This is a genomic window from Desulfovibrio sp. SGI.133 (assembly GCF_050313955.1).
Lineage (GTDB): Bacteria > Desulfobacterota > Desulfovibrionia > Desulfovibrionales > Desulfovibrionaceae > Desulfovibrio.
In genome coordinates this window covers 424,997-449,733 of record NZ_JBNPMK010000001.1, presented here as the reverse complement: position 1 = coordinate 449,733, position 24,737 = coordinate 424,997, and the positions used below count along the sequence as shown (strand labels likewise).

Sequence of the window (24,737 nt, the reverse complement as noted above, 5' to 3'; positions counted from 1 at the left end):
ATATGACCGACAACGACAGGATACTTTGCCAGGTGCTGGAGCAGCAGCTTTCCCTGCGTCTTCGGGAAGGTTGCCGTGATGTGCTGCTGCGTCTTCTGCCTGCGCCCCTGCGTGGGCTGCTGTACATCGCCCTGCGCGGTAGTACCGCAGGCTATGCCCGGATATGGGTAGGTACCCGCATAGTGGAAGGGCGCCGTATTGCCGGTTTGGAGCGCCCGGTCCGTCGGCAGGACCAGCCTGCGACCGGAGCGCGTCAGTCACGGCGCCCCATGCGGGATGACACCAGGGCAAGAAGGCAAGATGCCCCGTATGCTTTTGCGGTACGGGCCGGAAATGCTGCGGGAATGCTGTCATGACACGGAACAGGCTCGCAGGTACGCGACTGAGGATGTGTCCCCGTCCATACTGGCCCTCATGCGGGCCGGCATTCACTTCGCTCGCTAAAAGGTTCCGGGCTGTTATTGCCCCCTTGACCGCGGGCGCTCAATCCACGGCAGGCGAGTCGCCGCTTTCATCCGTGTCTGCCGGTTTGCGCGGAGTGTGATACAGACGGGCCATGGCATAGACCGTTTTTTTGACCTCCTTGCGCAGCCAGTCAGGGGCCAGTACCTGGGCCCTGTCACCAAAGCCCAGTACCCAGGAAAGGCACTCCGCTTCGTTATGCGCCTTGATATGCAGCGTGACGGAACCGTCCTCATGCATTTCGCACCGCTGGTCTTGGCTCCAGCGGCGTTCGGCGGCATAGGTGGCGGCCTCCGGGGCAAAGCGTACGCTGACCTCGAAAGGATCTTCTTCCATTTCCATGATCCCCAGCCCCTGGCCGGAGGGTACGGGAATGTCCGGCAGGGCGGCAGAGCTGCGTCCGGTGACGCGGCAATCCGTGATGCGATGCAGTGCCAGCAGAGTAGTGTCGTCGAACAGACGCTCCACAGGACCGTCATCCGTGACCATATAGCCTTGCACGAACAGGCTCTCGCGATAGGCCAGCAGGCGCAGCGGCGCATACTGCCAGGTCTTTTCCTGCCGGTGCAGGGCGGCACGGTAGCTCACGGTACAGACGTTGCGCGTCTGCATGGCTCCAGTCAGACAGTCCAACGTGGCCGCGAAGGGATCGTAGTCGATATGGCCCTTGCTCAGCCGCCCGCCGATACCGCCGGGCGGCAGGCTCTCCGCGTCCGGCAGCAGGGCGGCCGCCTGATACAGGCTGTCACGCATGACACGGTGCATGTCATCCGGCAGGAAGTGCAGCAGCAGTTCCCGGCACAGGGCCAGCTGGCGTAAGCCTTCGGCATCGAGGCTCGTACAGGGGCGGTGTCTGGGCCTGTCCAGGCTGTAGGCCACCTGGCGTCCCAGCTGATGCCGGACGATCTTGCCGAAATGGGAGCTTTCCAGCTGGTCGATGAGCCGGGTCACGGACTGCTTGGCGCAGTTGAGGAGCCGGGAAAGTTCCGTGAGCCGTACAGGCTGCGACGATGTCAGCAGCAGGGTGTAGAGCGAGAGCATCTTTTCCGCCGGGCGGCTCTCTGACCATTTCTTTCCCATAAGGCCTCCTGTAGCCTCTATTGTCTCGTTTCGGGTGAGGAGCTGTTGCCGGGAAGGGGCTTTGCCTTCCCGGCAGAGCGGATCATGCGGGACGGGGATCAGTCGTCCCCCCACTCGTCTTCGTCCTCTTCCTCCTCGTCCCTGCGAAGTTCTTCCAGGCTTTCTTTGGCCGCCGCTCTGACGCCGGGATCCTTGTCGGCAAGGAGCCTTGTCAGGATGGCGGTATCCTCCGTATATCCCGCCAGCTCCATGCGCACGCCCGGATCAGGGAAGGAAAGCAATGCTTCCAGAACGGCATGTCGGACTTCCTGGTTAGGGATATCTTCCACTTTTCGGGCAAGGTCGATGAGATCCGAGACGGGTGCCTGGAGCAGGGCAGGGATCTCGTCCAGCCGCAGGCTCCGGAAGGCGCTGTAGTTCAAGTCCAGACCAAGCCTAAGCCGTTCACTCAGCGGGATGGCGATGGCATCAGGCAGGGCGCTGTTGGCAGCCAGGGCCTGCAAAACACGAATGTCGGGATGCCGGCGCAGGTGCAGCCATAAGGCATCACGTCTGGCAGGGGACATGCGTTGTTCCGAAAGATCGCCTTCCAGCAGTTCGATCCAGCGCGCCAGACGGCACAACATGAAAACATCATCGGCCTTGATGATGTCTTCTGCCTGTTCGTCCGTCAGATTCCTGATGAAATCCATGTCATCCACCAAGGCGCGCCGGACTTCCAGATCACCGGATGCCCAAAGGCGGTCCCTGTGCTCCGTCTCCAGAGCAAATCCGTCGAGCAGTTCTATGGTCAGGGACGGGATATGGAGTTCCAGCAGGGCGGTCACAAGCTCCGGATAGCTGCCCCGCCGTCTCAGGCCTCTGACAAGCCTGAGCAAAAGGTCGTGGCCGATGGGGAATTCGGGACCGTTTTCATGCAGGCGCAGATACATCATGTCGTTCTCCTTGGTTGTGGTAACAGATGTTTTCATCAGGAAGGTCGGTGGCAGGGCCGCTCTTGTCCTCTTGCGCGGGGGAGGCTTCGCATCATAGAGATTCGGGAATCTGCCGGTCGTATCACAGTCAGGAAAAGATTCCGGGCTTTGCCCCGTACAGGAAAAGATTCGTTCTTACGGAGCATGGGGAACCTCCTGACAGGGGCAGTATGCAAGGTTATCGTTCCATAATATGAAGACTATGAAAAAAATATGTGCTGCTCACATGGTATGTCGCTTTTTTCTGGTGTTGCCGGTTTGCAGAACAGGAGAGAGGGCCGCCGTGCAGATAGATACATATGCGATAGCGGGCCTGTCTGAGGTTGCTGGCACTGGCCCCGCGCCACGTCGTTACGCGGAGAAGATAGTCTGTGGGCGTGTGGCAGGCCGGCAGGCGCCATCCGTTGTGGACGGTCTGGCCTGCGGCCCAGGGGGCGTTGCCCCATGCCCGCCTCATGTCGCAGGGGAACAGCATTCCCACAGGAACAGGTTCTCCCGGGCAGTCGCGCAGACCCGCAGATCAGGATCTTCACTCAAGTCCATGAGGACAGTGTGAAAAAGTTGCCTGTCCTCGCTGAGGCAGAGCCCTGTGCCGCCATGCCCGGCCAGCGCATGACGGACAAGAGGATCGGGGTGGCGGGCCAGATAGCGAATGACGTTTTTCCGCACACTGGGGTTTTCGATGCCTCCGATCTCGCGGCTGAGCTGGAGCAGCAAGGTATGCGCCGACTTGAAGAGCATCCCCAGATCGCTTTGCTGCAAGCGGCTGAAGGCTGTCGTGCAGAACGGCAAGTCCTGCCGGAAACGCTCGCTCACGGAAAAGGCGTACTCCGGCGACACATGGGGATTGCGGGCCAGTGCTTCACGCACACGCATGTCAGGATGTTCGCGCAGATGGCGCCATAATCTGTCGAATACGGAATCAGCCGAAGGTAGGAGGGAGCGCGCCTCTTTCCTCATGCCCAGGGCAAGCTGCCACAGCATGGGGATATCGTCGGCTTCCAGAATATCCTGCGCCTGTTCGGCATTCAGTTGCTGAATGAAGCGGCCTTGTCCCAGCAGGGCCCGGCGGACCTCCAGCCCTCCCGAGCGCCAAAGGCTGTCCATCTGTTCGCAGGAAAGGCTGCCTCCGGCTATGATGGTTTCGGTCAGGGAGGGGATCTTCAGGTCCAGCAGCGCAGCGGCCAGTTCCTGTTGGCATGGGCCAAGGGACGCCGCCAGCGCTGTCAGCTGCCTGTAGGTGAGGGGAAGATTTTTTCCGGACGCGGTGAGCCGCAAGGACGCACTGTCCTCCGCGATCTGTGTGTCCCAGACGGTTTTGCATAACGATTCCTGCATGCCGTCCGGATAGGCCAGCCGGTCATCGGGAAAGAGTTCCGCCCTATGTCGGCGCAGGAAAGGGGAGAGGGTTTGCGATGTTCCGGACAACTCCAGACGGACGAGCGGATCTTTATGCTCCCGCACGCCCTGGAGGAAGGCCCTGCGTACGCTGCTGTCGCTGATGTACTGCTCGAACGGGAGCGCTTCGAGCAGTCGCTGATAGGGAGCCTGGAGCAAAAGGGCCACGTCGTCCTGCCGCAGATCGCGAAAGGCCGTCCAGTTGAAAGGCAGATGCTGGCGTATCCTGTCGGCAAAAGGGATGCCAAATGCCGGGGGAAGATCGTCATTGCCGGCCAGCGCTTCACGGATGCGCATGTCGGGGTGCTCGCGCAGATGCCGCCACAGCTTCTCGTGTGTGATCCGGGAAAGGCGATAGGGGGCGTGGGCTCTTCCCGGCAGGAGGGAGGCCAGTCGGCAGAGCAACGAGATATCCCCGGTCGTAAGGATATCCCGCGCCTGGCTTTCAGTCAGGCTGGTAAGGAAGCCGTCACAGTCGAGCAGTGCCTGCCGGATCTCCTGGGGGCCCTGCCGCCAGAGGAAGTCCCTGTGCCTGGTCTCCAGGCGACAGGTGGCCATCAGGTGCAGGATCCGGGAAGGGGGGGCCTGCTCCAGTAAGAAAGACAACGGCTTCATGTAGGGGCGCCGCAGGTGTGTGCTGCGCGCCACACTGGACCGAACAGGCTCTTCCATAAGGGGGTCCCGGCCATGCATCACATGTTGTCGCCGGCATTGCTCCTCCCGGGGGCAGTATGAGGGGATCTCGGTAGTATTCCGCAAATATCTGAGGGGCTGAGACGCCATATCCATCCTCCTGTACAGACAGTCCAGTTTCGTGCAGGCACTGTTGGCAGCAGTATGGAGGCGCATCGTTCCAGATCGTGATGTCAGTGCCGAAAAAGTGGAAATGTCCCGGAAATACCCGCCATACACAGGATGAGGGGAACTGACTGGTGGAGGATGCATACGGAAGAAAGGCAGGTGAGCCACGGGATCGCGGCATCCGGCAGACAAAAAAGGCGTACCGGTATCCGGTACGCCTTTCGTATTTCGTGTGTTCTGAGGGGGACTGCTGCGTCTACTTCATTTCCTGATAGAATTCGTCCACAGCGGCCAGCACTTCCAGCGGGGGGTTCCAACCGATGAGCGTGGCCATAAAAAGGTTCAGGGCCATGCTGACAGGGCTTTCAAAGACCGGAGACAGGTCACGCGGACGTGCCCCCTTGAGGATGGCCTCCACCAGACCGGCGCTGAAGCGGCCCTCTTCGGCGGTATTGGATTGCGCCACGCTCAGCAGGGCCCCGTGGATCACATCCGGTGCGCCCAGCTGGGAAAAGGTGGGAACGTGCGCATCGGCCAGCGGCTGCAGCACCTTGCGCATGGCACCGGCCTGCAGACCGACGTTGTAGGTGAGATAGACGGCCTCGGCCCCCTGTTCCACCAGTTTTTTGTGGCAGGCCAGCAGGCGTTCCGAGGCCAGATCCGTGTCCTGGATGTCGAAGGTGTCGGTACAGCGCAGCAGGGTGACCCCCAGTTCCCTGGCGGCATCCTCGATCTCGTTGAGGGCGATGCTGCCGCGGCCGGCCGGAGTATCTTCGTAGGCGATGCCGAGTTTTTTGAAGGCGAAGATGTCGTGGAACAGCAGCACCTGGCGCTTGAAGCGGTCAGGTTCAATGGGGGCTACAAGATTGTCCCGTCCCGAATCTTCTACCGAGGGGATGATGCCCGCGTCCACGGCATTGGTCACGGACGAGACGATGACCGGTACCGGCAGATCCTGCGCGGCAAGATCCTGTCCGGCCCAAGTGCCGAAGGCCAGGACCATGTCCACGTCCTTCTTTTCCCGGATGCGTCGCAGAACCTCCTGGCGTACCGTTTCCCGTTGCCGGCTGTCCCATCCGGCGGAATAGAAACCGTCCGCCAGGAAAACAAGGTGGTTGCCACCCGCACGCTGGTGCAGCCATTCCCACATACCTCGGGCTTCTTCGCTGTCCTTGGGCAGAGGCACATGCCCGTTCTCGATCAGGCCGCGCTCCTCCAGACCCAGGGCCAGCCCCTGGAAGATGCGCTGGTAATCGGAAAAGGGGCCGCCTTCTACGTAGATCACCCGCCATACCTTGTCACCGGCGGGATTGTTTTGGGCAGGGGCGGCAAAGGCGCAGTCCCGGAGCAGCAGGGGCAGAAGCAGCAGGCAGGCAAGCACTGGGGCGACATATCGTGACGTCTTCATGAAACCTCCGAAAAGGGGACCGTCTCCTGATGGGGAGCGGCAGGCCGGGAGTCGGAAAGCGACCGTCCCGGCAGCGTATCGTGGATGAGGGTCTTGCGGATGTGGGGCATGCGACAGGTACGGGCCACGGCCCAATAGGACGGGATGAAGTGGATATGATCGCCCGGCACAGGAGCCTGTGGGCAGCCGCTCATGTCCAGAATGGCGTAATTGCCGCTGAAATCGGAGATCCGCCAGTCCTGGCGGGCCAGGGAGAGGCCCCGAACGTCCGTGTGCAGGCTGCCGCAGTCCACCAGTGCCCGGAGTCGTTTTCCCAGGTCCGGGCAGTCGGCGGACTTTCCCCGTCCGTTATGGACGCTGTGGCGGGGCGGGTGGATGTCCCGTTCCGTCACTTCCAGTACCGTGGCCGACAGGCGGAAGATATCCTGTCGAAACTCCCCGGCCAGCAGGGCTTCGTCCCGGTACATGTCCCGGCCGAGCAGCAGGGGATCTCCCATGCGGAATTCCATGATGCAGCCGGGCGGCAGATGCGGCCCATGCCCGTGACGGCGGGCAAACCAGTTCCAGAAGATGCTCCCACCCAGACTGACCAGGTGCAGGGCGTGTCCCAGCAGGTCTCCGGCCCGGGCCGCCAGAGCCTGGAGTCGGGCCATGTTTTCGTCGTCCGGGCAAGTGCCGTACAGGCAGCCGAGATTGACGCCGATACCCGCCACATGGGCGCCCGGGCCATGGGCCGCACGCTGCGACGCGGCAGCCACGGCCCGCAGCAGGTTGGGGGCCTCATCCTGCGGGATGCCTTCGCGCATGTCGCCTATATCCACCATGAGCAGGGCCTCGTGATGCAGGCCCGCGGCACGGGCGGCAGCATCCAGTGCCCGGAAGGTCGTCTCACAGGAAAAGGCGCTGCGTTCGAACAGGCGGACGACGTCGTCGGCCCTGTCCGGGGGGGCCAGATTGATCAGGACGCGCCCTGTACGTGCAGGCGGCTTCTGCCCGTACAGAAGATGCTCCGTCATGTCCGCGATGCCGTGGCGGGCATAGCCCTGCGTACGCAGGAAATCGACGACGTCCGGGTGGGAAGCCACCATCTTCAGTACCGGCAGGAAACGGAAGCCCCAGGCCCGTTCCTGGCGCCGTATAAGACGCAGATTATGAGCCAGGGCATCCAGATTTATCTCCAGTTCAGGCATGAGGTATCTCCAGGGGGAAAGGCGGCAAAAAGGGCAGACTCCCGATGGGCGGAGCCTGCTGCAAAAGGCTGTCCAGCAGCAGCGGTCGCATCTCCTGAGCGGACAGGTCTTCATAATGATACGGCAGCGAGGCCGCCAGGGCATGGTCGACCCGGCTGTGCCGCAGTGACTGCCACAGGGCAGGAGAGAGGCCGCCGGCCAGCCAGAGGTCCGCGGCGCCGGCTCCCCGGCCGGTCTGCCGCAACGGACCGTCAGTGCAGGGCAGACGCAGGGGCAGCAGCCCCGTGCAGGGGGGGCAGGGACGGAATGCCCCGGCGATGCGTGTGGCCGGCCCGTCGGCACCGCAATGCCGCAGGGCGGCACAGATGCCCTGGATCATGCGCGGCAGGTACGAGGTCTGGAAGATGCCTCCGGCACAGCGCAGCCCCCTGGCCGCCGTCACGGTGGAGAAATAAAGGAAAAGCGAGGGGAGGATGCGCTCTTCCCTCAGGGCCCTGCCCAGGGAACGGGCATCCAGCGGCAGGCGCCAGCCTGCATCCCGTGCAGCCACCAATGAGCGGAAATCACGGTCAGGCCGCAGGGCCAGGGCCCGGCCTTTGCCGTCTACGCCCCAGAACAGGAAGGTGCCTCGTTGCAGGCCTTGCGCATCCCCGGTCCAGCAGGCCCGTTGCCCGTTGAGGGCCTCCCAGACCGCAGCGGTCAGCGGCGGATGCAGGAGCAGGTGCCGGACAAGACTGTCCGATTGTTCCAGATCGGCCGTGATCAGGCGGCCGCACAGCCATTGCATGTCCAGGGAGACCAGCGGCGGAAGATCACAGCTTTTCGGGATGACCTGCTGCCACAGCAGGGCATTCATGATGCTGGCCTGATCCCGGAATGTCTGCTGTTCCAGGACGCGGGGATGGCGGTAGACGGCCTGGACAAGACGGTCCAGAGCATGCGGCTCTTCCGGCTGGCCGGAAAGCTGCGAGGGCAGGGTGACCTCGGCAGTGGTGAACGCCGGGCGCACGCTGATGAGGCCATGCCGGTCCCTTCCCGGCAGGATGGGCAGTTTGCGGCTGCGGAAGCTCACCTCCCCCGGGGTACCGCATCCCAGCAGGATGCCGCGCGGATAGGCCACGTTGTTGGCCGGGACAGCGCCGTAGTTGAACAGGGGCACGGCGTGGCGGCAGCTCATGGCGAACAGCAAATCGCCCTGGAAGAATTCCGGGTGGAAATCCACACCGTGATGGTTGGCTGTGAGGGCATGGAGATCGCTCTCCAGTTCACGGCGCAGGGCCTGCCCCAGATCAGGCGAATACAGCCGGGCGCAGGTCGCGGCGGCCAGTTCCACAAGGTCGTCAGCGGCTTGCGGCGGCCTGGGCAGGGCGGCATCCGCGCCAAAGCCTGCCGCATAGTCCGCCAGTGTCTGCGCTCCTGCCTGCTCGAAGGCAGCCAATGCCTCCGGGCAACGGCTGCGGATCCACTCCCGGGCGGAGGTCATGCTTTGTCTCCCGAATGGCGGGCCGGGCGGACCAGCAACAGGAAAAGAAGGGAAATGGCCACCAGGATGATGCCTGCCCAGCGGGCGGCGTCATCCACGCTCATGATGGCCATGACAGCCCCCACGCAGACCGGACCGATGACCTGCCCCACGCGTTGCAGGGCATCCAGCAGGCTCATAGCCTGATCCACACCGATGGCCCGGGCGATGTCCAGTTCCAGCAGGAATTCGCTCTGGGCCGGGATGTTGAGACCGGTGGCCAGTCCCAGCAGGATGGAGCCCGCCACCGAGGCCGGCAGGGGAGGAAGGAAACAGAAACAGGCCACGGACAGGGCCGAGAGGATGCCGGCCCAGAAAAGGAGCGGACCTTTGTGCAGGCTGTTGCCGACCAGACGGGCGAAGAGAGGGCCGCTGTAGATGACGATGAGACAGTTGAGCATGTAGATGCGCCCGATGTTGGATTGGGCCACATCGGCCTGTTTGAGGAAGACAGGCAAAAAGTAGTTGAGGAAGCCCACGCAGAGCAGGGCCGAGGGCAGCAGAGCCAGCAGGATAAAGGCCAGGAAGTGACGGTCCGCCAGCAAACGGCGGATCTGCGGCAGCGTCAGTCTGGCGGCCGGGGATTCTTCCCGGACGTCTTCCTGCTTTTCCTGTCCGCGCAGCAGGCGCAGGGGCACCAGGGCCAGACAGGCCAGGATGACGGCGGAGATAGCGAAAACGGGGCCGTAGCCCAAACGTTCGGCCAGCATGGCCCCCAGGGCGCTGCCGCACAGGGATCCGGCATAGACACCGGCAAACATGTCGGCCAGTTTGCCGTCCCGCACCGTGTAGGCCTGGGCAGTGAGCAGGGAAAGGCCGTAGCCCAGTCCCACCAGCGCCCGGGCGGCGATGAAAAGCCAGGGGGTCCAGGCCAGCATGGAGGCCAGATAGCCCAGGGCCATACAGATGATGCCCGTCATGAGGGGCGGCCGGGCCCCTTTTCGCTTCATCCATGTCCCGGCGATGAGCACGCTGAGGCCGGTCATGCCCATTTCTGCGGAGATGGGCAGGCCCAGCAGCACGTCGCGCGGGAGTATACTCGTGGTGGTGAGTTCGGCCATGCGCAGGGGAATGAAGGAAATGGTCATGTCCATGGCCAGGATGAAGACGAACATCAGCGGGCGGAACAGGGCGCTGCGGTGAGCGTGGGATTGCGTCGTCCCCTGCAGGCGGGCTTCCAGACTGCGGGAGAGCAGCAGGAACATCTCCACCATGAAGATGAGGGAAATGGCCACCAGGGTCAGGATGTCCAGCCCGTTGGCGATCAGGCGTTCCAGCCAGGGGCCGCGCGTGAGGCTGGCCCGCAGCTTCCAGCCCTGTTCCGGCGAATCCCCGCTGACGGAGAAAGCCGAGGCCAGCTCCAGCAAGGGGAAGTCCTCACCGGGCGGTAAAAGCTCGGGAAGGGGGCCGGAAGTGTGGCTCGAGGCGAAGACCTTGCCGGAGGGCGCCAGGACCTCCAGGACAAGATCATCCCCGTGGGCGGTGGCGGCCCGGGTCAGGTAGGCGGACAGGCGGCTCGTATCGTCCAGGGAGACACCCACCAGCAGCAGGCGGTTGAGGTCTTCGGTCAGGATGGCGCCGGTATGCGCGGCATCGTTCCTGAGCCCCTGGGTGTATTGCTGGCTGACGGCACGCAGGGCCAGGGCTCCGTTGCCCAGCATAAGCAGCAGGAAAATGACGATGCACAGATTGCGGGGCATCCCCTCGGAACGGCGCAGGCCGAGGCAAAGGGACAGAAGCAGTATCCCCGCCAGTGCCAGTCCGCCCTGGAAGAGCAGCTGCTGCCGGAACAGGTCCCTGAGTGTGGCATCCAGATTGCGGGAAGGCATCCAGACCGCGATATGGCCCGCGATGTGCTCGTCCCGGTCCGCGACGGGGGCCAGCAGCAGTTCCCCGTCCTTCAGAGAAAGAACAACCTCTGTCCCCGTCTGCGGCAGACGGTCGCTGATGTCCGGCAAAAGCGGGAAGCGCCCCCAGTGATGCAGGGCCACGCCCTGGGCATCCAGCACGGCCAGCGGCATGTCGGCGGCCTGGCCCACACTGGCCAGCAGCCGGTCGACATTGTGGTAGGTCTCCAGCTTTTTGCCAAAGCGGATCCCTATGGCCATGCGGCTTTTCAGGGCTGTGGCCGCCACACTGGCCGATGCCTGCGTCCCTTCCCGTGTGGCCGTGCGCAGGGAGGAATAGAGCAGGGCATCGTACAGCAGCAGGCTGCACAGCAGGATGGCTATCCATCCGGCCAGGATACGGCCCAAGGGCGTACGCTGGTGTATCGAAGGACAAGATTGGTTCATGAGGACGTCCGGGCAGTAGAAGTGGGCTGGGCCACGCTCGTGCTGTGCGTGCGGCAGAAGGCCAGCATGGTGATGTCATCGGATTGCGGTTCTTCGCCCCGGAAGCGGACGAGCTCGGAGAAGATATGCGTCAGCAGCTCCCGAGGAGAGGCTCCGCGATGGGCGGCCAGGAAATCCTGCAACCGGGCCTCACCGTACAGTTCCTTGTCGCTGTTCATGGCTTCGGTCACCCCGTCGGTAAAGATCAGGCAGGTCTCCTGTTCTTTGAGGGTATCCGTGAACAGCGTGTATTCCATATCCGGCATGACACCCACCAGCGGGCCGCTCAGCTTGTCCAGCGTGCGGGGCGGGGCGTCCGAGGCGGCATCGATGATGTAAGGCGGGCAGTGGCCACCGTTGGCGTAGCTCAGTTCACCGCTTTGGGGGTCATACAGGGCCAGGAAAAGGGTCACGAACATATTGCCCGGGTTGTGGGCCTCGAGCATGGCATTGACCTGTGACATGGCGGCCGCAGGATCGAGCCCGGAGCCGAGGGCGTACCGCACGAGCGTGACGGTCATGGACATGAACAGGGCCGCCGGGACCCCCTTGCCGGACACGTCTCCCAGGACAAGGGCCCTCCGACCGTCGCTGGTGACGAAAAAGTCATACATGTCGCCGCCCACTTCCTTGGCGGGGTCCAGAAAGGCCGAGGCCCGGAAACCGCATACCTCGGGTGCACCGTCCGGGGGCGGCAGGATGCCCATCTGGATCTCGCGTGCGGCGGAAAGTTCGCCCTCCATGCGTTCCTTGCTGGCGGTGGCCTCCATCAGATTGCGGATGTTGGTGGCAAGGGCCCCTCCCAGATGGGCATAGGCCCGGGCCAGCTGCCCCAGCTCGTCACGACGTTCCAGCGGCAGCCCCTGGCTGAGAAGCGGCTCGAGCCGGTCAAGGGCATCGGGGGCGGCAAAATCCACTTCGGCCAGCTGACGGGTCTTGCGGGTCAGCAGTTTCAGGGGACGCAGCGTCCTGATGAGCATGAGCAGAGCCGCCAGAGCCACCAGCAGCATGATGGGCAGGCTCACGGCCAGCAGGCTGGCCAGCAGGCTGTCGGAAGGTTCCTGTATCTCGTTCAGGGGGGCCGTCAGGGCCACATACCAGCCAAAGGCCCGGATGCTGCCCAGCAGGCAGAGCATATCGCCCTGTGCCGACGGCAGGATGACCTTGGCCATGCCCGTCTGGCGGGCTTCTGCCCGGGCCGCGTCGAGGCCGTCAGGAAGAAGACCGTCACCACCGGAGACCAGGATATGCCCGTCACCGTCCAGCAGCGCCACGAGGCCGCCGGGGTAGAGGGACATTTCCCTGAATTTTTCCCGGGTGTCTTCCAGCAGCTGTGCCTGTGCCCGTGCGGCCATCTTTTCTAGGTCATCCAGAGGGATCATGGAGACCAGGATCTCCCGTGACGGCCTGTGGCCATCCAGCGGCAGGAAATAGGCCAGCACAGGGCGATAGGTGCCGGAGGGGATCATGCGGCCTTCGTTGGTGGCCACGAGGCGGGGCAGGTCAAAAACGGCAAAATCGCCATCCCGGGACAGCTGCTTGAGCAGGCGCTGCACAGGCCGCTGTTTGGCATCCCGCAGACCGGACGACAGGCCCAGGAGGCTCGTCTGGCCACTGCTGAGCTTTTCCGTATCCAGGATCTCCATGCGGATACTGTCAACGTTATCCACCAGACCGATACTGGCGGCGTCCATGGCGGACAGCAGGGGCTGAAGGACGACATGGCCCTGCCCGCTGCCCGCGGGTCGCTGCGGGGCCAGGGCCCGCAGCAGGGTCTGGACACGAGCAGAGGAATCTCGCAGCTGCGCCTTGCGCAGGAGCACGGAGCGCACCTTGGCGGACAGATGGTTGAGGGTGGCCGTGTTGAGCCGTTCCTCTTCCACCAGCAGCAGGGTTGCGAAATTTTTTTCTTCCATCCCGATCATGGTCTCCCCGACCCGCTGCCAGGTCAGGTAGAGGACCAGCGCGACGGTGAGGGCCACGGAACAGACCACCAGCAGGGCCAGCCGCAATCTCAGGCTCGCGTTCATGCCTCCTCCCCGTCATGGCCGTGGGCCGTTTTATCGAGGCGCAGCAGCTTTTTGCGCAGGCCTTCCCGGGTGATGCCGAGCAGTTCTGCCGCCCGGCTCTTGTTGCCCTGGCAGGCGTCGAGGGCCCGTTGTACCAGCAGGCGTTCCGCCTGTTCCAGATTGAATGTCGTCTGGATGTCCGGCAGCGGTTCCCGGGGGGCGGTAGCGCTTGTCTTTATGCAACCGTGGCGCGCCAGGGCGGCCAGCAGTTTGGGAGAAAGATCCGACGGACGGATGACCGTGTCCACGGTAAGGGCCGCTGCCCGCTCCATCTCGTTGCTCAGTTCGCGCACATTGCCGGGCCAGTCGTAGGCCAGCAGGCACTGCTGGGTGGCCGGGGCCAGGGTCAGGGCGGCGCGTTCCATATTGTGCGCATGCTGGGCCAGCAGATGCCGGGCCAGCAGCAGGATGTCGTCGCCTCGTTCGCGCAGGGGAGGGAGCGTCAGCTCGGCCACATTGAGGCGGTAGTACAGGTCTTCCCGGAAGCGCCCCTGGGCCACGGCCTGCCGCAGGTCCACATTGGTGGCCGCGATGACCTTGATGTCCACGGGCACGGGCCGGGCGCTGCCCACGCGCAGGACTTCCCGTTCCTCGAGTACGCGCAGCAGCTTGGCCTGATTGGGCAGGGACATGTCCGCCAGCTCGTCAAGGAAGAGTGTTCCGCCCGAAGCTTCTTCCACCAGGCCGCGGCGGGCGTTGACGCCGGTGGCCACGCCTTTTTCGATGCCGAACATCTCGCTTTCGAACAGGGAGTCGGGGATGGCCGTACAGTTGACGGCCACGAAGGGGGCATCACGCCTGGGAGAGTGGTAATGGATGGTCTTGGCGAAGATTTCCTTGCCCGTGCCGGAAGGCCCCAGGATCAGAGTATTGATGGGCCGCCGGGCGATGGCCAGGGCCTGGGCCACCACCTGACGCATGGCCGGGCAGCGGCCGATGATGCGGCGGACGTTGTATTCCTTTTGCAGCGTCTCCACCACCTGCCGGTTCTCCTCGTGCAGGCGCAGACGGCTTTTTTCCAGCTCCTGCGAAAGCTGTTCCACCTTTTCCAGCAGTTCCGCCCGGTGGAATTCACGGGCTTCCACCTTGACGATCATCATGCCGAAGGCCTCGGCCAGACGTTCCAGATCCGGCGAGGAGCTGCCTTCCCGGGTCAGGGCGAACAGGGCATCCTCGTCCGCGGGACGACCCCAGGCAAGGTCGTCGCACAGGCGTATCAGCAGGGCAAGGGTTCGGGCGTTCTTTTCGTGCATGGCTTATCCTTGGCGCAGGGATTGCACCCAGCGCAGCACTTCCGCCACGGGGCCGATGAGGTCCTGGGGGATATAGGCGTTTTCCGTACCTTGCTCGTACAGGCTGCGCGCCAGCGGCACGTTGCGCATGATGGGGATGCCCTCTTCCCGGGCGGTCTCGATCATGCGCTGGGCCAGCACGCCCTGGCCCTTGGCCAGGATGACGGGCAGGGGGGTCCTGTCTTTTTCATAGTCCAGAGCCACGGCAAAATGGGTGGGGTTGGTCACGAGCACCTTCGCTTTTCTGACGTTGGCGATCTGGTTCTGGGCGATCATCTCCTGGTGCAGCTGCTTGCGCTTGCCCTTGATGAGCGGGTCGCCCTCGCTTTCCTTGAATTCCCGCTTGACTTCTTCCTTGCTCATCATGTGCTGCTTGTTGAACTGCCACTTCTGGAAGCACCAGTCCGCTGCGGCGATGACGCAGAACACGCCCGCCGAAACAAGGACAAGGTCACCGCAAACGGAACCGAGAAGACGCCACATGTCGCCGATGTCGCCCTGCGGGATGCGGAACAGCTGCGGCATGTAGTCGGAAAAAATGACGTACACACTGATGCCCAGGATCAGCACCTTGATGATGTTCTTGAGGAACTCCACCAGGTTCTTGAGGGAGAAAACCTGCTTGAACCATTTGCTCATGCTCAGGTTCTCCAGCTTGGGCATGGCGGCCTGTACGGAAAACAGCACTCCCACCTGCATCATGTTGGCACAAAGGGCCACGACCATGACCATGCCGATGAGCGGCAAGGCCACGCGCAGGGCGCAGAGCAGGGTGGACGTGACGGCCAGGGGCAGGGCCTCCTCGAACGGCCTGTCCATGAGCAGCATGGGGGCCTCGCCCATGGCCAGCAAGGTATTGAGCATGTCGGAAGACATGGCCAGCAGATAGACGGCCACCGCCATGACGGTCAGGGCCGAAGGCACATCCTGGCTTTTGGCGACCTGCCCTTTTTCCCGGGAGTCCCGCAGGCGTTTTGGGGTCGGTTGTTCTGTTTTTTCGCTGCTCATAGGCTCAAAGTCTCCCGCGCTTCGCGGCTGCCGTCATGCCTGCGGGCATGACGGCATCAGTTCCCTCCCGGCAGGAGATTATTCAGCTTGAGGATGGATTCCCGTGTAAAATCAAAAAGTTCCGGTGCATGCGACAGCAGCAGCCCAAAATAGAAGCACAGCAGGAAAGCCGCGATGCCGCACTTGATGGGCATGGCCAGCACATACACGTTGAGCTGGGACGCAAAACGGTTGATCAGGCCCAGGGCCACGTCGGTCAAAAGACAGGCTGCCGCGATGGGCCCGGCCAGCAGCAGCATATGGCCCATGAGCCAGCCGACCTTTTCCGCAAAATACAGGGGCGCTCCCTGGGGCACATCCAGGGGCAGGAGCTGCGTCACCGGCCAGATGCCGTAACTGGCGTACACCAGCCCCACGAAGGCCAAGAACGCCCCGGAAGTGTAAAAGATGTAGACCAGGCTCTGGAACAGCAGCTGGCCCAGAGGGCTGCTCTGGTCGCCGGAAAGGATGTCCGTTCCTTCGGCCATGCTGGCCCCGCGCTGGTTGTCCATGAAAAAACCGGCACTTTGCACGGTCCAGAAGACGATGCCCGCAAGAAAGCCGATCATCAGGCCGAGCACGGCCTCCTTGAGCAGGAGCAGAGCCAGTTTGCCGCCCACCGCCAGGGAGAGCGCTGCGGAAAGCGTGATCTCGTCGGTCAGATGGCTGACGATGACAGGATGCAGGGGCAGGTACAGGGCCAGCACCAGCAGCAGACGTATCTGGCCCGTTACCACCGCAGAGCCCAGGAAGGGCGTCACCGTGACCAGGGCGAAGAGTCGCGGCATGCCCAGCAGCAAGGCCGTGAGGTGCCCGTAAACCCCGAGTTCCTGCAAAAATTGCGAAAAATCCATGCGTGTCCTGTCCGTGGCGTACCCTGGGGGCACCCCTTTCATCAGCCGTATCCGGGCCTGCTGTTCAGAGCAGATAGAAGCGGTTGAAGATGTCCTCGCTGTACCGCAATATCTCACCGCTCAGCCATTTGCCCATAAGGAAGAGCGTCAGACCTACGGCCAGCAGCTTGACGCCGAAGGCCAGGGTCTGTTCCTGCAGCTGGGTGATGGCCTGGATGAGGCTGAGCACGATGCCCACTACCGAAGCCACGATGATGGGCGGCAGGGACAGGATCATGACCAGGTACAGGGCCTTGACGGCGTAATCGATGGCAAGTTCCATGCCAAGCTCCTAGAGGCGGATCCGGTTCATGGGCTGGACGCTGATCTCGGGGGTAAGCTCCTGGTAGGAGACCACGGGCAGGCGGTAATGCTCCCCTTCGATAAGGCGGCGCACATAGCGCCGGATGTCCATGCTGGCCAGCAGGACGGGCATCTGGGCATGCTTGCGGTAATCGCCCGCCGCTGCTCCCACGGCCGCGATGAAGCGGCGCGAGGTATCGGGATCCAGCGCCAGGAAGGCCCCGGCCGATGTCTGGCGGATGGCTTTGCGGATGGTCTCTTCCACCGAGGGATCCATGAGGATGGCCGGCAGCATGTTCTGGCCCCGTGAATACATGTAGCTGATCTGGCGTTTGAGGGCCCCGCGCACGTATTCGGTCAGCATGACGGTATCTTTTTCCTTGGGGCTCCATTCGATGATGGCCTCGAGGATGTTCCGCAGGTCGCGGATGGAGACCTGTTCCTGGGCCAGGCGCTGGAAGATCTCCGCGATGCGCTGCACGGGCAGCAGACGGGTGGCCTCGCGCACCAGGTCCGGGGCGCGTTCTTCCATGCGGTCCAGCAGATATTTTGTCTCCTGCATGCCGATGAAGCTGGAGGCATGCCGTGCCAGGATCAGGGAAAGGTGATAGGCCAGGATGCGCGAGTGGGTCATGCAGGAGAGCCCGGCCTGCTCCAGCAGGGCCTGTTTTTCCGCCGGGATCCACAGGCTTTCCACATCGGGCAGGAAGTTCTCTCCGCGCCGTACGTCCAGGCCGAGCATGCGCAGGGTGTCCTCGCTTTCGCGTGCCAGCACCATACCCTGTTCCAAATGCCCGCGCGACATGGGGATCTCGTTGACCTGGAGCTCGTAGGTCAGGCCCGACAAGGACGAGGAGACGCGCAGGTTGATGCCCGGGAAGGGCACGCCAAGGTCGAAATACAATGCACGACGCAGCGCAGAGAGCTCGTCGTTAAGATTGTCGTAGTCCAGGGACGCCGCCAGGCCTTCCGAAATATCGAGGATGATGGGGACCGTGGGGGCAAAGTCGTCCTGGGGACCGGAGGGCCGCCCCTTGCGTTCCTTGCGGGTGGCGGACTTGAGGGACTGGTTGAGCTCCTTGCGGGCATCCCGGGGCGCGGGGGCGGAACGTATCCTGTCCAGGATGTAGCCGAGCCCGGCGATGGCGAAGGCCAGGGCGAACAGCTGCGGCTTGGGAAAACCGGGGATGAGGGCGAACAGGAAGATCAGCCCGCCCGCCATAAGCAGGGCCTTGGGCTGGGCGAAGAACTGGCCGCCGATCTGCGCGCCCACATCTTCCTGGGTATCGCCGGAACGGGTGATGAGGATACCGGCCGAGATGGCGATGATGAGCGAGGGGATCTGGGAGACGAGGCCGTCACCGATGGTCAGGATGCCGTAGATCTCCAGGGCTTCCCCGGCGGAGATGCCGTGCTGGGTGATGCCGATGACGGTACCGCCCACGATGTTCACCACGGCCACGATCATACCGGCGATGCTGTCGCCCTTGACGAACTTCATGGCGCCGTCCATGGCGCCGAACATCTTGCTTTCCTGGCTGATGACATCGCGGCGGCGCTGGGCCTCTTCCATGTCGATGACCCCGGCGCGCATGTCCGCGTCGATGGACATCTGTTTGCCGGGCATGGCGTCCAGGGTGAAGCGCGCGCCCACTTCAGCCACGCGTTCGGCACCCTTGGCGATGACCAGGAACTGCACGATGGTCAGGATCAGGAAGACCACGGCACCAACGACGAAATTGCCGCCCAGGGCGAACTCGCCGAAGGTCTGGATGATCTCGCCGGCGTCGGCGTTGAGCAGGATCAGGCGGGTGGTGGTGATGTTCAGGCCCACGCGGAACAGCGTGGTGAACAGCAGCATGGTGGGGAAGGATGAAAACTCCAGCGGTGTCCTGACATACATGGTCATCATCATGATGGCGAAGGACAGGGCCAGGTTGGCGCCGATGAGCGTGTCCACCAGGGCCGTGGGCAGGGGCATGATCATCAGGGCGATGACGGCCACCAGCAGGCCCACCAGGGCCAGGTCACTGTGGCGCGTGGTCAGGGAGACGATGTTGCGTGCGTCGGAGAACAGGCTCACAGGCGGCTTCCCCCTGCGGCAAGATAGGCATTGAGGGCATTGCGGGCCTCGTCGGGGCGCTGCGCCTGCCACAGGGCACGGGCCCTGAGCAGATACAGCACGGCATCACGGGAGGCCAGCGGTCCCCCCGCCAGGACGAGGTCCAGCTGTTCCAGGGCGCGCTCGGGATCGCCCAGTTCCAGCCAGGCCACGGCAAGACAGCGCCGGGCCCAGAGGTCGGCGGGATCCAGGGCGAGCAGGGCCATAGCCAGCTTGCGGGCTCGCTGGAACTGCCCCATGCGCAGAAAAAGATGGCCCAGTACCTGCAGGGCACGGCCCTGGCCGGTGGTGAGCGGGGAGGTGGCCTCCGCCATGCTAGCCTCCTACCATCAGGCCCGTATAGGCCCGGAGCAATTCGGTGTTCTCCAGCAGCGGCGCCAGCTCGTCACGCACGAAAGCCCGCACGGCGGGCTTGTCGCTGTCCCTGAGGGCCGTCAGGGCGCCCTGCAGTTCCATATGGAAAAGTTCGGGCTGGAGGAGGGAGCCGTCGCCCACGGGCGGGCAAAGGGCCGCCTCCAGCTGCTGGGCTGCCTTGCGGCTGTTGTACAGCTCATCCAGACCGGCTTCACGCATGGCGCTGGAGGCCAGCGGACGGGCATCAGGCAGGTGACCCGCCGTCCCGGGGTCCATAATGTTCTGTATCCCCAGTCCGGGATCCAGCAGGTTGATGGAGGATGATGCCATGATCAGGCTCCCTGTAGATGGTTCATGACGCGGGCCAGCTCCATGACGGCCTCTTCCAGCAGGGCGGCCGTGGTCTGACGTTCGGGCAGGCGGGTCAGGAGGATCAGGGTATCTCCTTTCATGCCGGCGGTCAGGGAAAAAGCGTGTGCATGCCGGTAATGGCACAGGGCCAGGGCCCGTTCGGGCAACGTGCTGTCATGCGGGGGGAAGGGGCGGGCCAGATAGACCAGCAGTTCCTCCTGGCCATGCCGTTGCTGCTTCTCGAAATACAGGCGCCCCATGCCGCTGACATCAAGAGCCACCAGCCCCTGCGGTGAAAAGGCCAGCCCGGGCAGGCCCATGCGCATGCCGAAAGCGTTCAGTTCGTGGTCCAGCATAAGATCTCCGCGTATGTCTTGGACAAAGGCTTATCCCTGTTCCGCCAGCCAGGCGTCTTCTTCGGCGATGGCGGCGTCCACGGCATCCTGGACGGCATCCAGCACCTTCATGCGGCCCTCGTTGCCGTCGAACAGAGACGGGGCGAAGGAACGCGTAGTGTTGAGCAGCTCCTGAAGGAAAAGCACCTTGCGCTCGATGTCCGGGGCACCGGCTTCCTCGGCCAGGCGGCTGATGCGGCTGCCGCTGATGTAGCGCTCCTTGCGCAGGTCCAGCACCTTGCCCAGCAGGGCCATATCGTCCAGCGGACAGTGCCGGATCCCGTGGACGCTGCTCCAGCGTTCCAGCAGACGGGCGCACAGGCTGCGGGCGCTTTGCAGCTGCCGCAGTTCCCCCAGACTGCCGTTGACGTGCTCCAGATGGCTGGTCTCCATGCTGGGCACGTCGGCCGCGAGGTCGCTGCCCAGTGCCTTGTAGAGGAAGTCCAGCGCGGCGTCGAAATCCTTGCCGTACGTCTTCTGGATGTGGTCGTAGAGGCTGTTGACGTCTTCAAAATGGCAGACGGCTTCCCGATAGAAACTCCCCAGTACGCCGGCATCGCCCAGGTCTTCGAACCCCCGGGCGTTGAGGGCGCCGTTGATCCCGGCCCGTATGGCGGGACCTTCCGTACGTTCCAGCTCTTCCAGGGCCTCGTTCAGGACGCGCAGGGTCTCCGGCGGGGTGTCGGGAGCAGCGGAAAGTTCCTCGTGGATGTCCTTGAGGGCGGCCCATGCTTCGGAGGGATCGGGGAAGAAGCGGCGCAGCTGGCGCAGGGCTTCTTCCTTTTCGGTCCGTGAATCCAGAAATCCCTTGAGATCCCTTGTCTTCTGAATCTCACGGGCGCCACGCATCATCTCCTGGTACTTCTTGATGCGTTCCTCCATGGCCTCGCTGATCTCGTCCCGCTCCTTGCGTTCCTCCAGTTCAAAATCATCCGTGGTGTCCACGGCAAAGGTCAGTTCTTCGGCAGCTTCGGCCAGCAGGGAAAGAGGAGATTCCACCACAGTGGCCGTATTGCCGAACAGCGAACCGGTGACCGCGGAAGAAGCCGTGGTATCGCGGGATGTGGGCTGCACCTGGGAGTGCTGGATGGAAAAATCGATGCTCATGGCGGACTGCGCCTCCCGATCCCGTAAAAAAATGTTGGCAACACGATATGCTATATGCCAGAATCATGCCACATGTTTCTGGTAGCATGAGCCTGTAGCAACAGCAAGGGCGCTCCCTGCGGAATCCGGTGGCTTGTCTGAAAAAACGCCACGCCTGGGAAGCTGCCGGGGGAACTTGGTTGTTCACTGAAAAAACGAGATGGCAAAAAAGTTGGCACTTTAGTGTTCCAGAAGATATTTTTAATGTCTTTTTAGTCTGATACAAATTTGGCACGTTTTATGCTTTACAAGCTGCAACGCTGTAAACACAAAAAGGAGCTTGGTTATGTCGTTTACGGAACAGGATATGAAGAAGCAGATGGAAGATTTTTCCGCCCTTCGTGAAGAGTTTTCCCGCCTGGAAAGCCAGGAAAAAGCCATGCGCAAGCAGCTCGGCCTGCCGGAGCAGGGAAAGACGGATCCGGCTTCTCTGACCCCCGAACTGCGCAAGATGGTCGAGGAAGCCGAGGCCGAAGCCCGTCGTGCCGGTGAAGCCCGTGCCGCCCAGGCCCGTACTGCCGCCAGACCGGCTGCTGCCGGCGGCATCCCCGGAGGCGGTCGCCGGAATATCGTCCGTCTGTAAGCGGACAGGATCCAGGCCTCAGGCTGCCAGCGCCGGTTGATGATTTTTCTTCTTTTTCAACAGGGTATATAATCAAGGAATCCATATGAGTCAGGTCGATCTTAACAATGTCTCTGCAACCTCTTCCTTTGGTGAACTGGGGCCCACCACGAGCCTGCAGCTGATGTTCGCCAAACTGCAGCTGGAACTGGCCGAAACCGCCAAGACCCAGGCCATGGACAAGATGGACGCCATCGCCAAGGTGCAGGACGAACAGAAACTCGTTTCCCAGCTCCTTAACGAGGCCCGTCAGGCCAAGGCCGATGCCAACTCCGGTATCGCCGCAGGCACGCAGACCGAGACCTATTCCAACGGGACGACGGAAAAGAACACCAAGAACTGTACCCTGATGTCCAAGGAAATGGTGGATTACATGGATGCGCACGGCCTGGCCTACGACAAGACCGGCGGCGACTACAATCACAGCTCTGATGAATGGGACGTAGCCATCACCGCTCTGGAAAGCCGCCTGGAAGAGCTGGGCACCAATACCCAGCAGGAGATGGTCTATGTCCAAGACTACATGGGCCAGTACAACTCCTACCTGCAGGGCGCCAACACCCAGATTTCCAACTCCAACCAGACCCTCACCAGTCTGGCCCGTGGCCAATAAGCTGCGGCCGACATAAGGAAGTGATATGAGCCAGGTCAATTTTTCCTCGACGTCTTCTGTTTCATTCGGTGAACTGGGCCCCACCACGAGCCTGCAGCTGATGTTCGCCAAGCTGCAGCTGGAACTGGCCCAGACCGCCAAGACTCAGGCCATGGACAAGATGGATGCCATCGCTTCGGCGCAGGACGAGCAGAAGCTGGTCTCCCAGCTGCTCAACGAGGCCCGTCAGGCCAAGGCCGATGCCAACTCCAGTGTGGGCAATGATAAGGAAAAGACCCAGACCTATGAGCTCCCCAAGAAGGACGCCAACGGCAATGAAGTACATGATGCCCAGGGGAACGTGGTCTATGAAACGGTCACCGAGACCGTGCCCAAGGGCAACAATGCGACGTTCATGAGCCAGGAGATGGTGGACTACATGGATGCGCACGGTCTGGCCTATGACAAGACCGGCAACAACCATTCGCACAGCGCCGACGAGTGGGACGTGGCCATCACGGCCCTGGAAAGCCGCCTGGAAGAGCTGGGCACCAACACCCAGCAGGAGATGGTCTACGTCCAGGACTACATGGGCCAGTACAACTCCTATCTGCAGGGCGCCAATACCCAGATCGCCAACTCCAACCAGACCCTCACCAATCTGGCCCGCGGCCAGTAGCCGTCGGAAGGACAGGACGACGGCATCCCCCCCCAAGGAGCGAGTATGAGTCAGATCACTGAACAGGAAAAAGACATCCAGGCCGCCCTGCTGGACATGGCCAAGGCGGCGGGTTTCACGGAAAAGGAATTCCACACCATCCAGGCCGCCCTGGAAAAGGGGGCCACCCTGGCCGATGTGTTCAACATCAGCAAGGATACTCTGGAATCCGGCTATGCCTATGCCTACAACCTGTACAAGGCGGGCAACTACAAGGATGCCGAAAGCATGTTCCGCGGCCTTTGCATGTATGACGGCGACGATCCCCGATACTGGATGGGTCTGGCCGGTTGCCTGCAGGCCCGGGAAGCCTGGCAGCAGGCCATCGATACCTACGGCATGGCCGGTGTGGCCGGAGGTCTCAAGGATCCCGCGCCGTTCTACTATGGCGGCCTGTGTTATCTGAAGCTGGGGGACGGCGAGAACGCGGCGGCTTCCTTCCGCGCCGCTCTGGGGCTGGGCGATGCCTCCATCCCCGCGCACAAGGCCGTCCATGACCGTATCCGTGCCCTGCTTGCCACGCTGTCCCAGTCCAAGGAGTGATGCTATGAGTATGGTTCAGGGAACACAGTCCGGGACGCCCGCGGCCGATCTGAGCGCACTGCTGCAACTGGCGGCGACCCAGCAAGGTTCGACCAAGGCCCTGGATGTCAAGGATCTGGAAGAGAGCCTCAACGCATTGCGCTCCTTCCTGGCCGCAGGCGGTGATTCGCTGCTGCCGGATCTTGAAGAGCCGTCCTCGAAGAGCAGTACCACGGTCTCGCTGTCCGGTCTGACCATGAGCGGTCTTTCTCTGGAGACCCTGCTGGATGCTGTGGGCTTCGAGCAGCGCCGTACCGAGACCAAGGCCGGTATGGCCTCGCTGGAGGCCCGCGCCCAGGAACGCGCCATGGCCAACGACGAAAAGCTCAAATCCATTCAGGAGCAGCTGGAAAAGGCCAAGAGCCAGAGTTTTCTGGATGGCCTGCTCAAGGCGTTCAAGTATATCGGCATGGCTTTGGCGGCCATCGGCTCCGTGGCCATGATCGCTGCCGGTTCCGTGGGCCTGGCTGCCGGTGGTTCCGGCGCGGCGCTCATCGCCGTCGGTGCCGCGAGCCTGGCGCTGCTGACAAGTTCCATCATGGAGGAGGCGTCAGGCGGCAAGGCCGGTTTCAGCCTGTCGTTCATCACCGGCAAGATCATGGAAGCCTGCGGCGCCAGCGATACGGCGATCCAGTGGACGAAGTTCGCCGTGGATCTTGCCACCACCATCGCCCTGACGGCGCTCACCTTCGGTGCCGGAGCGGCAGGCGCGGCCGGAAAGGTCGCCCAGACAGCCACCAAGACTGTTTCTGATACGGCCCAGACCGTCCAGAAGGCGGCCTCCTGGACGGCCCGCGTGGCGACCATGGCCGGTGGGGCGAACACCATAGCCCAGTCGGCCACCAGCATCGCTTCCGCCGTTAACGAAAAGGATATCAGCTATCTGCAGGCCCAGCAGAAGCATCTGCAGGCCATTTTGGAACGCATCGCCATGGCCAATGAGCTGGATCTGGAACATCTCAAGGAAGTGATGCGGCGCTCCGAACAGACGCTCCAGACCGTGTCGGACATCGTTCAGGAAAGTGTGCAGGCCAATGTGGCCATCCTCAGCGGCAATCCGGCCATGGCCTGATGCCTGAAAAG

The 24,737-nt window shown here is 62.8% G+C and carries 22 protein-coding genes; 5 read left to right on the top strand and 17 right to left on the bottom strand.

The annotated features are described in order from the left end of the window. Positions 1-483: 483 nt before the first annotated feature. From ACQRBR_RS02125 to sctW, 17 genes are all read right to left on the bottom strand, one after another. Positions 484-1,542 carry a helix-turn-helix transcriptional regulator gene (locus tag ACQRBR_RS02125; protein ID WP_427812189.1) on the bottom strand — a complete coding sequence of 353 codons (1,059 nt, stop codon included), beginning with the start codon at positions 1,540-1,542 and terminating at the stop codon, positions 484-486. A gap of 98 nt (positions 1,543-1,640) precedes the next feature. Continuing rightward, entirely contained in the window at positions 1,641-2,477 is an 837-nt protein-coding gene (locus ACQRBR_RS02120; RefSeq protein WP_289615807.1) for a hypothetical protein, read from the bottom strand. A gap of 492 nt (positions 2,478-2,969) precedes the next feature. Then, positions 2,970-4,883, bottom strand: coding sequence for a hypothetical protein (locus ACQRBR_RS02115; RefSeq protein WP_427812188.1), 1,914 nt, complete (start codon positions 4,881-4,883; stop codon positions 2,970-2,972). An 88-nt stretch (positions 4,884-4,971) separates the two neighbouring features. Beyond that, positions 4,972-6,123, bottom strand: a complete 1,152-nt coding sequence (locus ACQRBR_RS02110) for an ABC transporter substrate binding protein (protein WP_427812187.1) — start codon at positions 6,121-6,123, stop codon at positions 4,972-4,974. Continuing rightward, positions 6,120-7,313, bottom strand: coding sequence for an alanine racemase (locus ACQRBR_RS02105; RefSeq protein WP_427812186.1), 1,194 nt, complete (start codon positions 7,311-7,313; stop codon positions 6,120-6,122). The genes ACQRBR_RS02110 and ACQRBR_RS02105 overlap by 4 nt, the downstream gene beginning before the upstream one ends. Next, complete coding sequence (locus ACQRBR_RS02100) at positions 7,306-8,796, bottom strand: hypothetical protein (RefSeq protein ID WP_427812185.1); 1,491 nt, start codon at positions 8,794-8,796, stop codon at positions 7,306-7,308. The genes ACQRBR_RS02105 and ACQRBR_RS02100 overlap by 8 nt, the downstream gene beginning before the upstream one ends. After that, positions 8,793-11,129 carry an MFS transporter gene (locus ACQRBR_RS02095; protein WP_427812184.1) on the bottom strand — a complete coding sequence of 779 codons (2,337 nt, stop codon included), beginning with the start codon at positions 11,127-11,129 and terminating at the stop codon, positions 8,793-8,795. The genes ACQRBR_RS02100 and ACQRBR_RS02095 overlap by 4 nt, the downstream gene beginning before the upstream one ends. After that, positions 11,126-13,198 carry a PP2C family protein-serine/threonine phosphatase gene (locus ACQRBR_RS02090; protein WP_427812183.1) on the bottom strand — a complete coding sequence of 691 codons (2,073 nt, stop codon included), beginning with the start codon at positions 13,196-13,198 and terminating at the stop codon, positions 11,126-11,128. The genes ACQRBR_RS02095 and ACQRBR_RS02090 overlap by 4 nt, the downstream gene beginning before the upstream one ends. Next, entirely contained in the window at positions 13,195-14,490 is a 1,296-nt protein-coding gene (locus ACQRBR_RS02085; RefSeq protein WP_427812182.1) for a sigma-54 interaction domain-containing protein, read from the bottom strand. Before ACQRBR_RS02085 ends, ACQRBR_RS02090 begins: the two co-directional genes overlap by 4 nt. A 3-nt stretch (positions 14,491-14,493) precedes the next feature. Next, the gene (sctU, locus tag ACQRBR_RS02080; RefSeq protein ID WP_321030828.1) at positions 14,494-15,537 is read right to left on the bottom strand and encodes a type III secretion system export apparatus subunit SctU; all 1,044 of its coding nucleotides are present in this window, start codon (positions 15,535-15,537) and stop codon (positions 14,494-14,496) included. A 56-nt stretch (positions 15,538-15,593) separates the two neighbouring features. Continuing rightward, on the bottom strand, positions 15,594-16,430 hold the full coding sequence (sctT, locus tag ACQRBR_RS02075) for a type III secretion system export apparatus subunit SctT (RefSeq protein WP_303878503.1): 837 nt from the start codon (positions 16,428-16,430) through the stop codon (positions 15,594-15,596). A gap of 64 nt (positions 16,431-16,494) precedes the next feature. Then, positions 16,495-16,752, bottom strand: coding sequence for a type III secretion system export apparatus subunit SctS (gene sctS / locus ACQRBR_RS02070; RefSeq protein WP_006004747.1), 258 nt, complete (start codon positions 16,750-16,752; stop codon positions 16,495-16,497). A 9-nt stretch (positions 16,753-16,761) separates the two neighbouring features. Further along, entirely contained in the window at positions 16,762-18,855 is a 2,094-nt protein-coding gene (gene sctV / locus ACQRBR_RS02065; RefSeq protein WP_427812181.1) for a type III secretion system export apparatus subunit SctV, read from the bottom strand. Then, positions 18,852-19,208, bottom strand: coding sequence for a tetratricopeptide repeat protein (locus ACQRBR_RS02060; RefSeq protein ID WP_427812180.1), 357 nt, complete (start codon positions 19,206-19,208; stop codon positions 18,852-18,854). The genes sctV and ACQRBR_RS02060 overlap by 4 nt, the downstream gene beginning before the upstream one ends. A gap of 1 nt (position 19,209) precedes the next feature. After that, positions 19,210-19,578: a type III secretion protein gene (locus ACQRBR_RS02055; RefSeq protein WP_303878509.1), complete on the bottom strand. Its 369-nt coding sequence runs from the start codon at positions 19,576-19,578 to the stop codon at positions 19,210-19,212. 2 nt (positions 19,579-19,580) lie between these two features. After that, positions 19,581-19,955 (bottom strand): type III secretion chaperone SycN, encoded by a 375-nt coding sequence (gene sycN, locus ACQRBR_RS02050; RefSeq protein WP_168934961.1) that lies wholly within the window; start codon positions 19,953-19,955, stop codon positions 19,581-19,583. Between the two features lie 30 nt (positions 19,956-19,985). Beyond that, positions 19,986-21,101, bottom strand: a complete 1,116-nt coding sequence (sctW, locus tag ACQRBR_RS02045; protein ID WP_427812179.1) for a type III secretion system gatekeeper subunit SctW — start codon at positions 21,099-21,101, stop codon at positions 19,986-19,988. Positions 21,102-21,426: 325 nt separating this feature from the next. Between sctW and ACQRBR_RS02040 the strand changes: the two genes are divergently transcribed. The 5 genes from ACQRBR_RS02040 to ACQRBR_RS02020 all read left to right on the top strand — a co-directional run bounded on the left by ACQRBR_RS02040 (position 21,427) and on the right by ACQRBR_RS02020 (position 24,726). Further along, positions 21,427-21,723 (top strand): hypothetical protein, encoded by a 297-nt coding sequence (locus ACQRBR_RS02040; RefSeq protein WP_427812178.1) that lies wholly within the window; start codon positions 21,427-21,429, stop codon positions 21,721-21,723. A gap of 85 nt (positions 21,724-21,808) precedes the next feature. Continuing rightward, on the top strand, positions 21,809-22,375 hold the full coding sequence (locus tag ACQRBR_RS02035; RefSeq protein WP_427812177.1) for a USH1C-binding protein 1: 567 nt from the start codon (positions 21,809-21,811) through the stop codon (positions 22,373-22,375). A 25-nt stretch (positions 22,376-22,400) separates the two neighbouring features. Next, a complete protein-coding gene (locus tag ACQRBR_RS02030) occupies positions 22,401-23,033 on the top strand; it encodes a USH1C-binding protein 1 (protein WP_427812176.1) in 633 nt (210 codons plus the stop codon). A 45-nt stretch (positions 23,034-23,078) separates the two neighbouring features. Next, the gene (locus tag ACQRBR_RS02025; protein WP_303878528.1) at positions 23,079-23,615 is read left to right on the top strand and encodes a SycD/LcrH family type III secretion system chaperone; all 537 of its coding nucleotides are present in this window, start codon (positions 23,079-23,081) and stop codon (positions 23,613-23,615) included. Positions 23,616-23,619: 4 nt separating this feature from the next. Then, on the top strand, positions 23,620-24,726 hold the full coding sequence (locus ACQRBR_RS02020; protein ID WP_303878530.1) for a hypothetical protein: 1,107 nt from the start codon (positions 23,620-23,622) through the stop codon (positions 24,724-24,726). The last annotated feature ends 11 nt before the right edge of the window (positions 24,727-24,737 follow it).

Excerpts from the sequence above, each read along its gene's own strand:
- ACQRBR_RS02125 (WP_427812189.1), bottom strand. The coding sequence starts at position 1,542 with ATGGGAAAGAAATGGTCAGAGAGCCGCCCGGCGGAAAAGATGCTCTCG.
- ACQRBR_RS02120 (WP_289615807.1), bottom strand. The coding sequence starts at position 2,477 with ATGATGTATCTGCGCCTGCATGAAAACGGTCCCGAATTCCCCATCGGC.
- ACQRBR_RS02110 (WP_427812187.1), bottom strand. The coding sequence starts at position 6,123 with ATGAAGACGTCACGATATGTCGCCCCAGTGCTTGCCTGCCTGCTGCTT.
- ACQRBR_RS02105 (WP_427812186.1), bottom strand. The coding sequence starts at position 7,313 with ATGCCTGAACTGGAGATAAATCTGGATGCCCTGGCTCATAATCTGCGT.
- ACQRBR_RS02100 (WP_427812185.1), bottom strand. The coding sequence starts at position 8,796 with ATGACCTCCGCCCGGGAGTGGATCCGCAGCCGTTGCCCGGAGGCATTG.
- ACQRBR_RS02095 (WP_427812184.1), bottom strand. The coding sequence starts at position 11,129 with ATGAACCAATCTTGTCCTTCGATACACCAGCGTACGCCCTTGGGCCGT.
- ACQRBR_RS02090 (WP_427812183.1), bottom strand. The coding sequence starts at position 13,198 with ATGAACGCGAGCCTGAGATTGCGGCTGGCCCTGCTGGTGGTCTGTTCC.
- ACQRBR_RS02085 (WP_427812182.1), bottom strand. The coding sequence starts at position 14,490 with ATGCACGAAAAGAACGCCCGAACCCTTGCCCTGCTGATACGCCTGTGC.
- sctU (WP_321030828.1), bottom strand. The coding sequence starts at position 15,537 with ATGAGCAGCGAAAAAACAGAACAACCGACCCCAAAACGCCTGCGGGAC.
- sctT (WP_303878503.1), bottom strand. The coding sequence starts at position 16,430 with ATGGATTTTTCGCAATTTTTGCAGGAACTCGGGGTTTACGGGCACCTC.
- sctS (WP_006004747.1), bottom strand. The coding sequence starts at position 16,752 with ATGGAACTTGCCATCGATTACGCCGTCAAGGCCCTGTACCTGGTCATG.
- ACQRBR_RS02060 (WP_427812180.1), bottom strand. The coding sequence starts at position 19,208 with ATGGCGGAGGCCACCTCCCCGCTCACCACCGGCCAGGGCCGTGCCCTG.
- ACQRBR_RS02055 (WP_303878509.1), bottom strand. The coding sequence starts at position 19,578 with ATGGCATCATCCTCCATCAACCTGCTGGATCCCGGACTGGGGATACAG.
- sycN (WP_168934961.1), bottom strand. The coding sequence starts at position 19,955 with ATGCTGGACCACGAACTGAACGCTTTCGGCATGCGCATGGGCCTGCCC.
- sctW (WP_427812179.1), bottom strand. The coding sequence starts at position 21,101 with ATGAGCATCGATTTTTCCATCCAGCACTCCCAGGTGCAGCCCACATCC.
- ACQRBR_RS02040 (WP_427812178.1), top strand. The coding sequence starts at position 21,427 with ATGTCGTTTACGGAACAGGATATGAAGAAGCAGATGGAAGATTTTTCC.
- ACQRBR_RS02035 (WP_427812177.1), top strand. The coding sequence starts at position 21,809 with ATGAGTCAGGTCGATCTTAACAATGTCTCTGCAACCTCTTCCTTTGGT.
- ACQRBR_RS02030 (WP_427812176.1), top strand. The coding sequence starts at position 22,401 with ATGAGCCAGGTCAATTTTTCCTCGACGTCTTCTGTTTCATTCGGTGAA.
- ACQRBR_RS02025 (WP_303878528.1), top strand. The coding sequence starts at position 23,079 with ATGAGTCAGATCACTGAACAGGAAAAAGACATCCAGGCCGCCCTGCTG.
- ACQRBR_RS02020 (WP_303878530.1), top strand. The coding sequence starts at position 23,620 with ATGAGTATGGTTCAGGGAACACAGTCCGGGACGCCCGCGGCCGATCTG.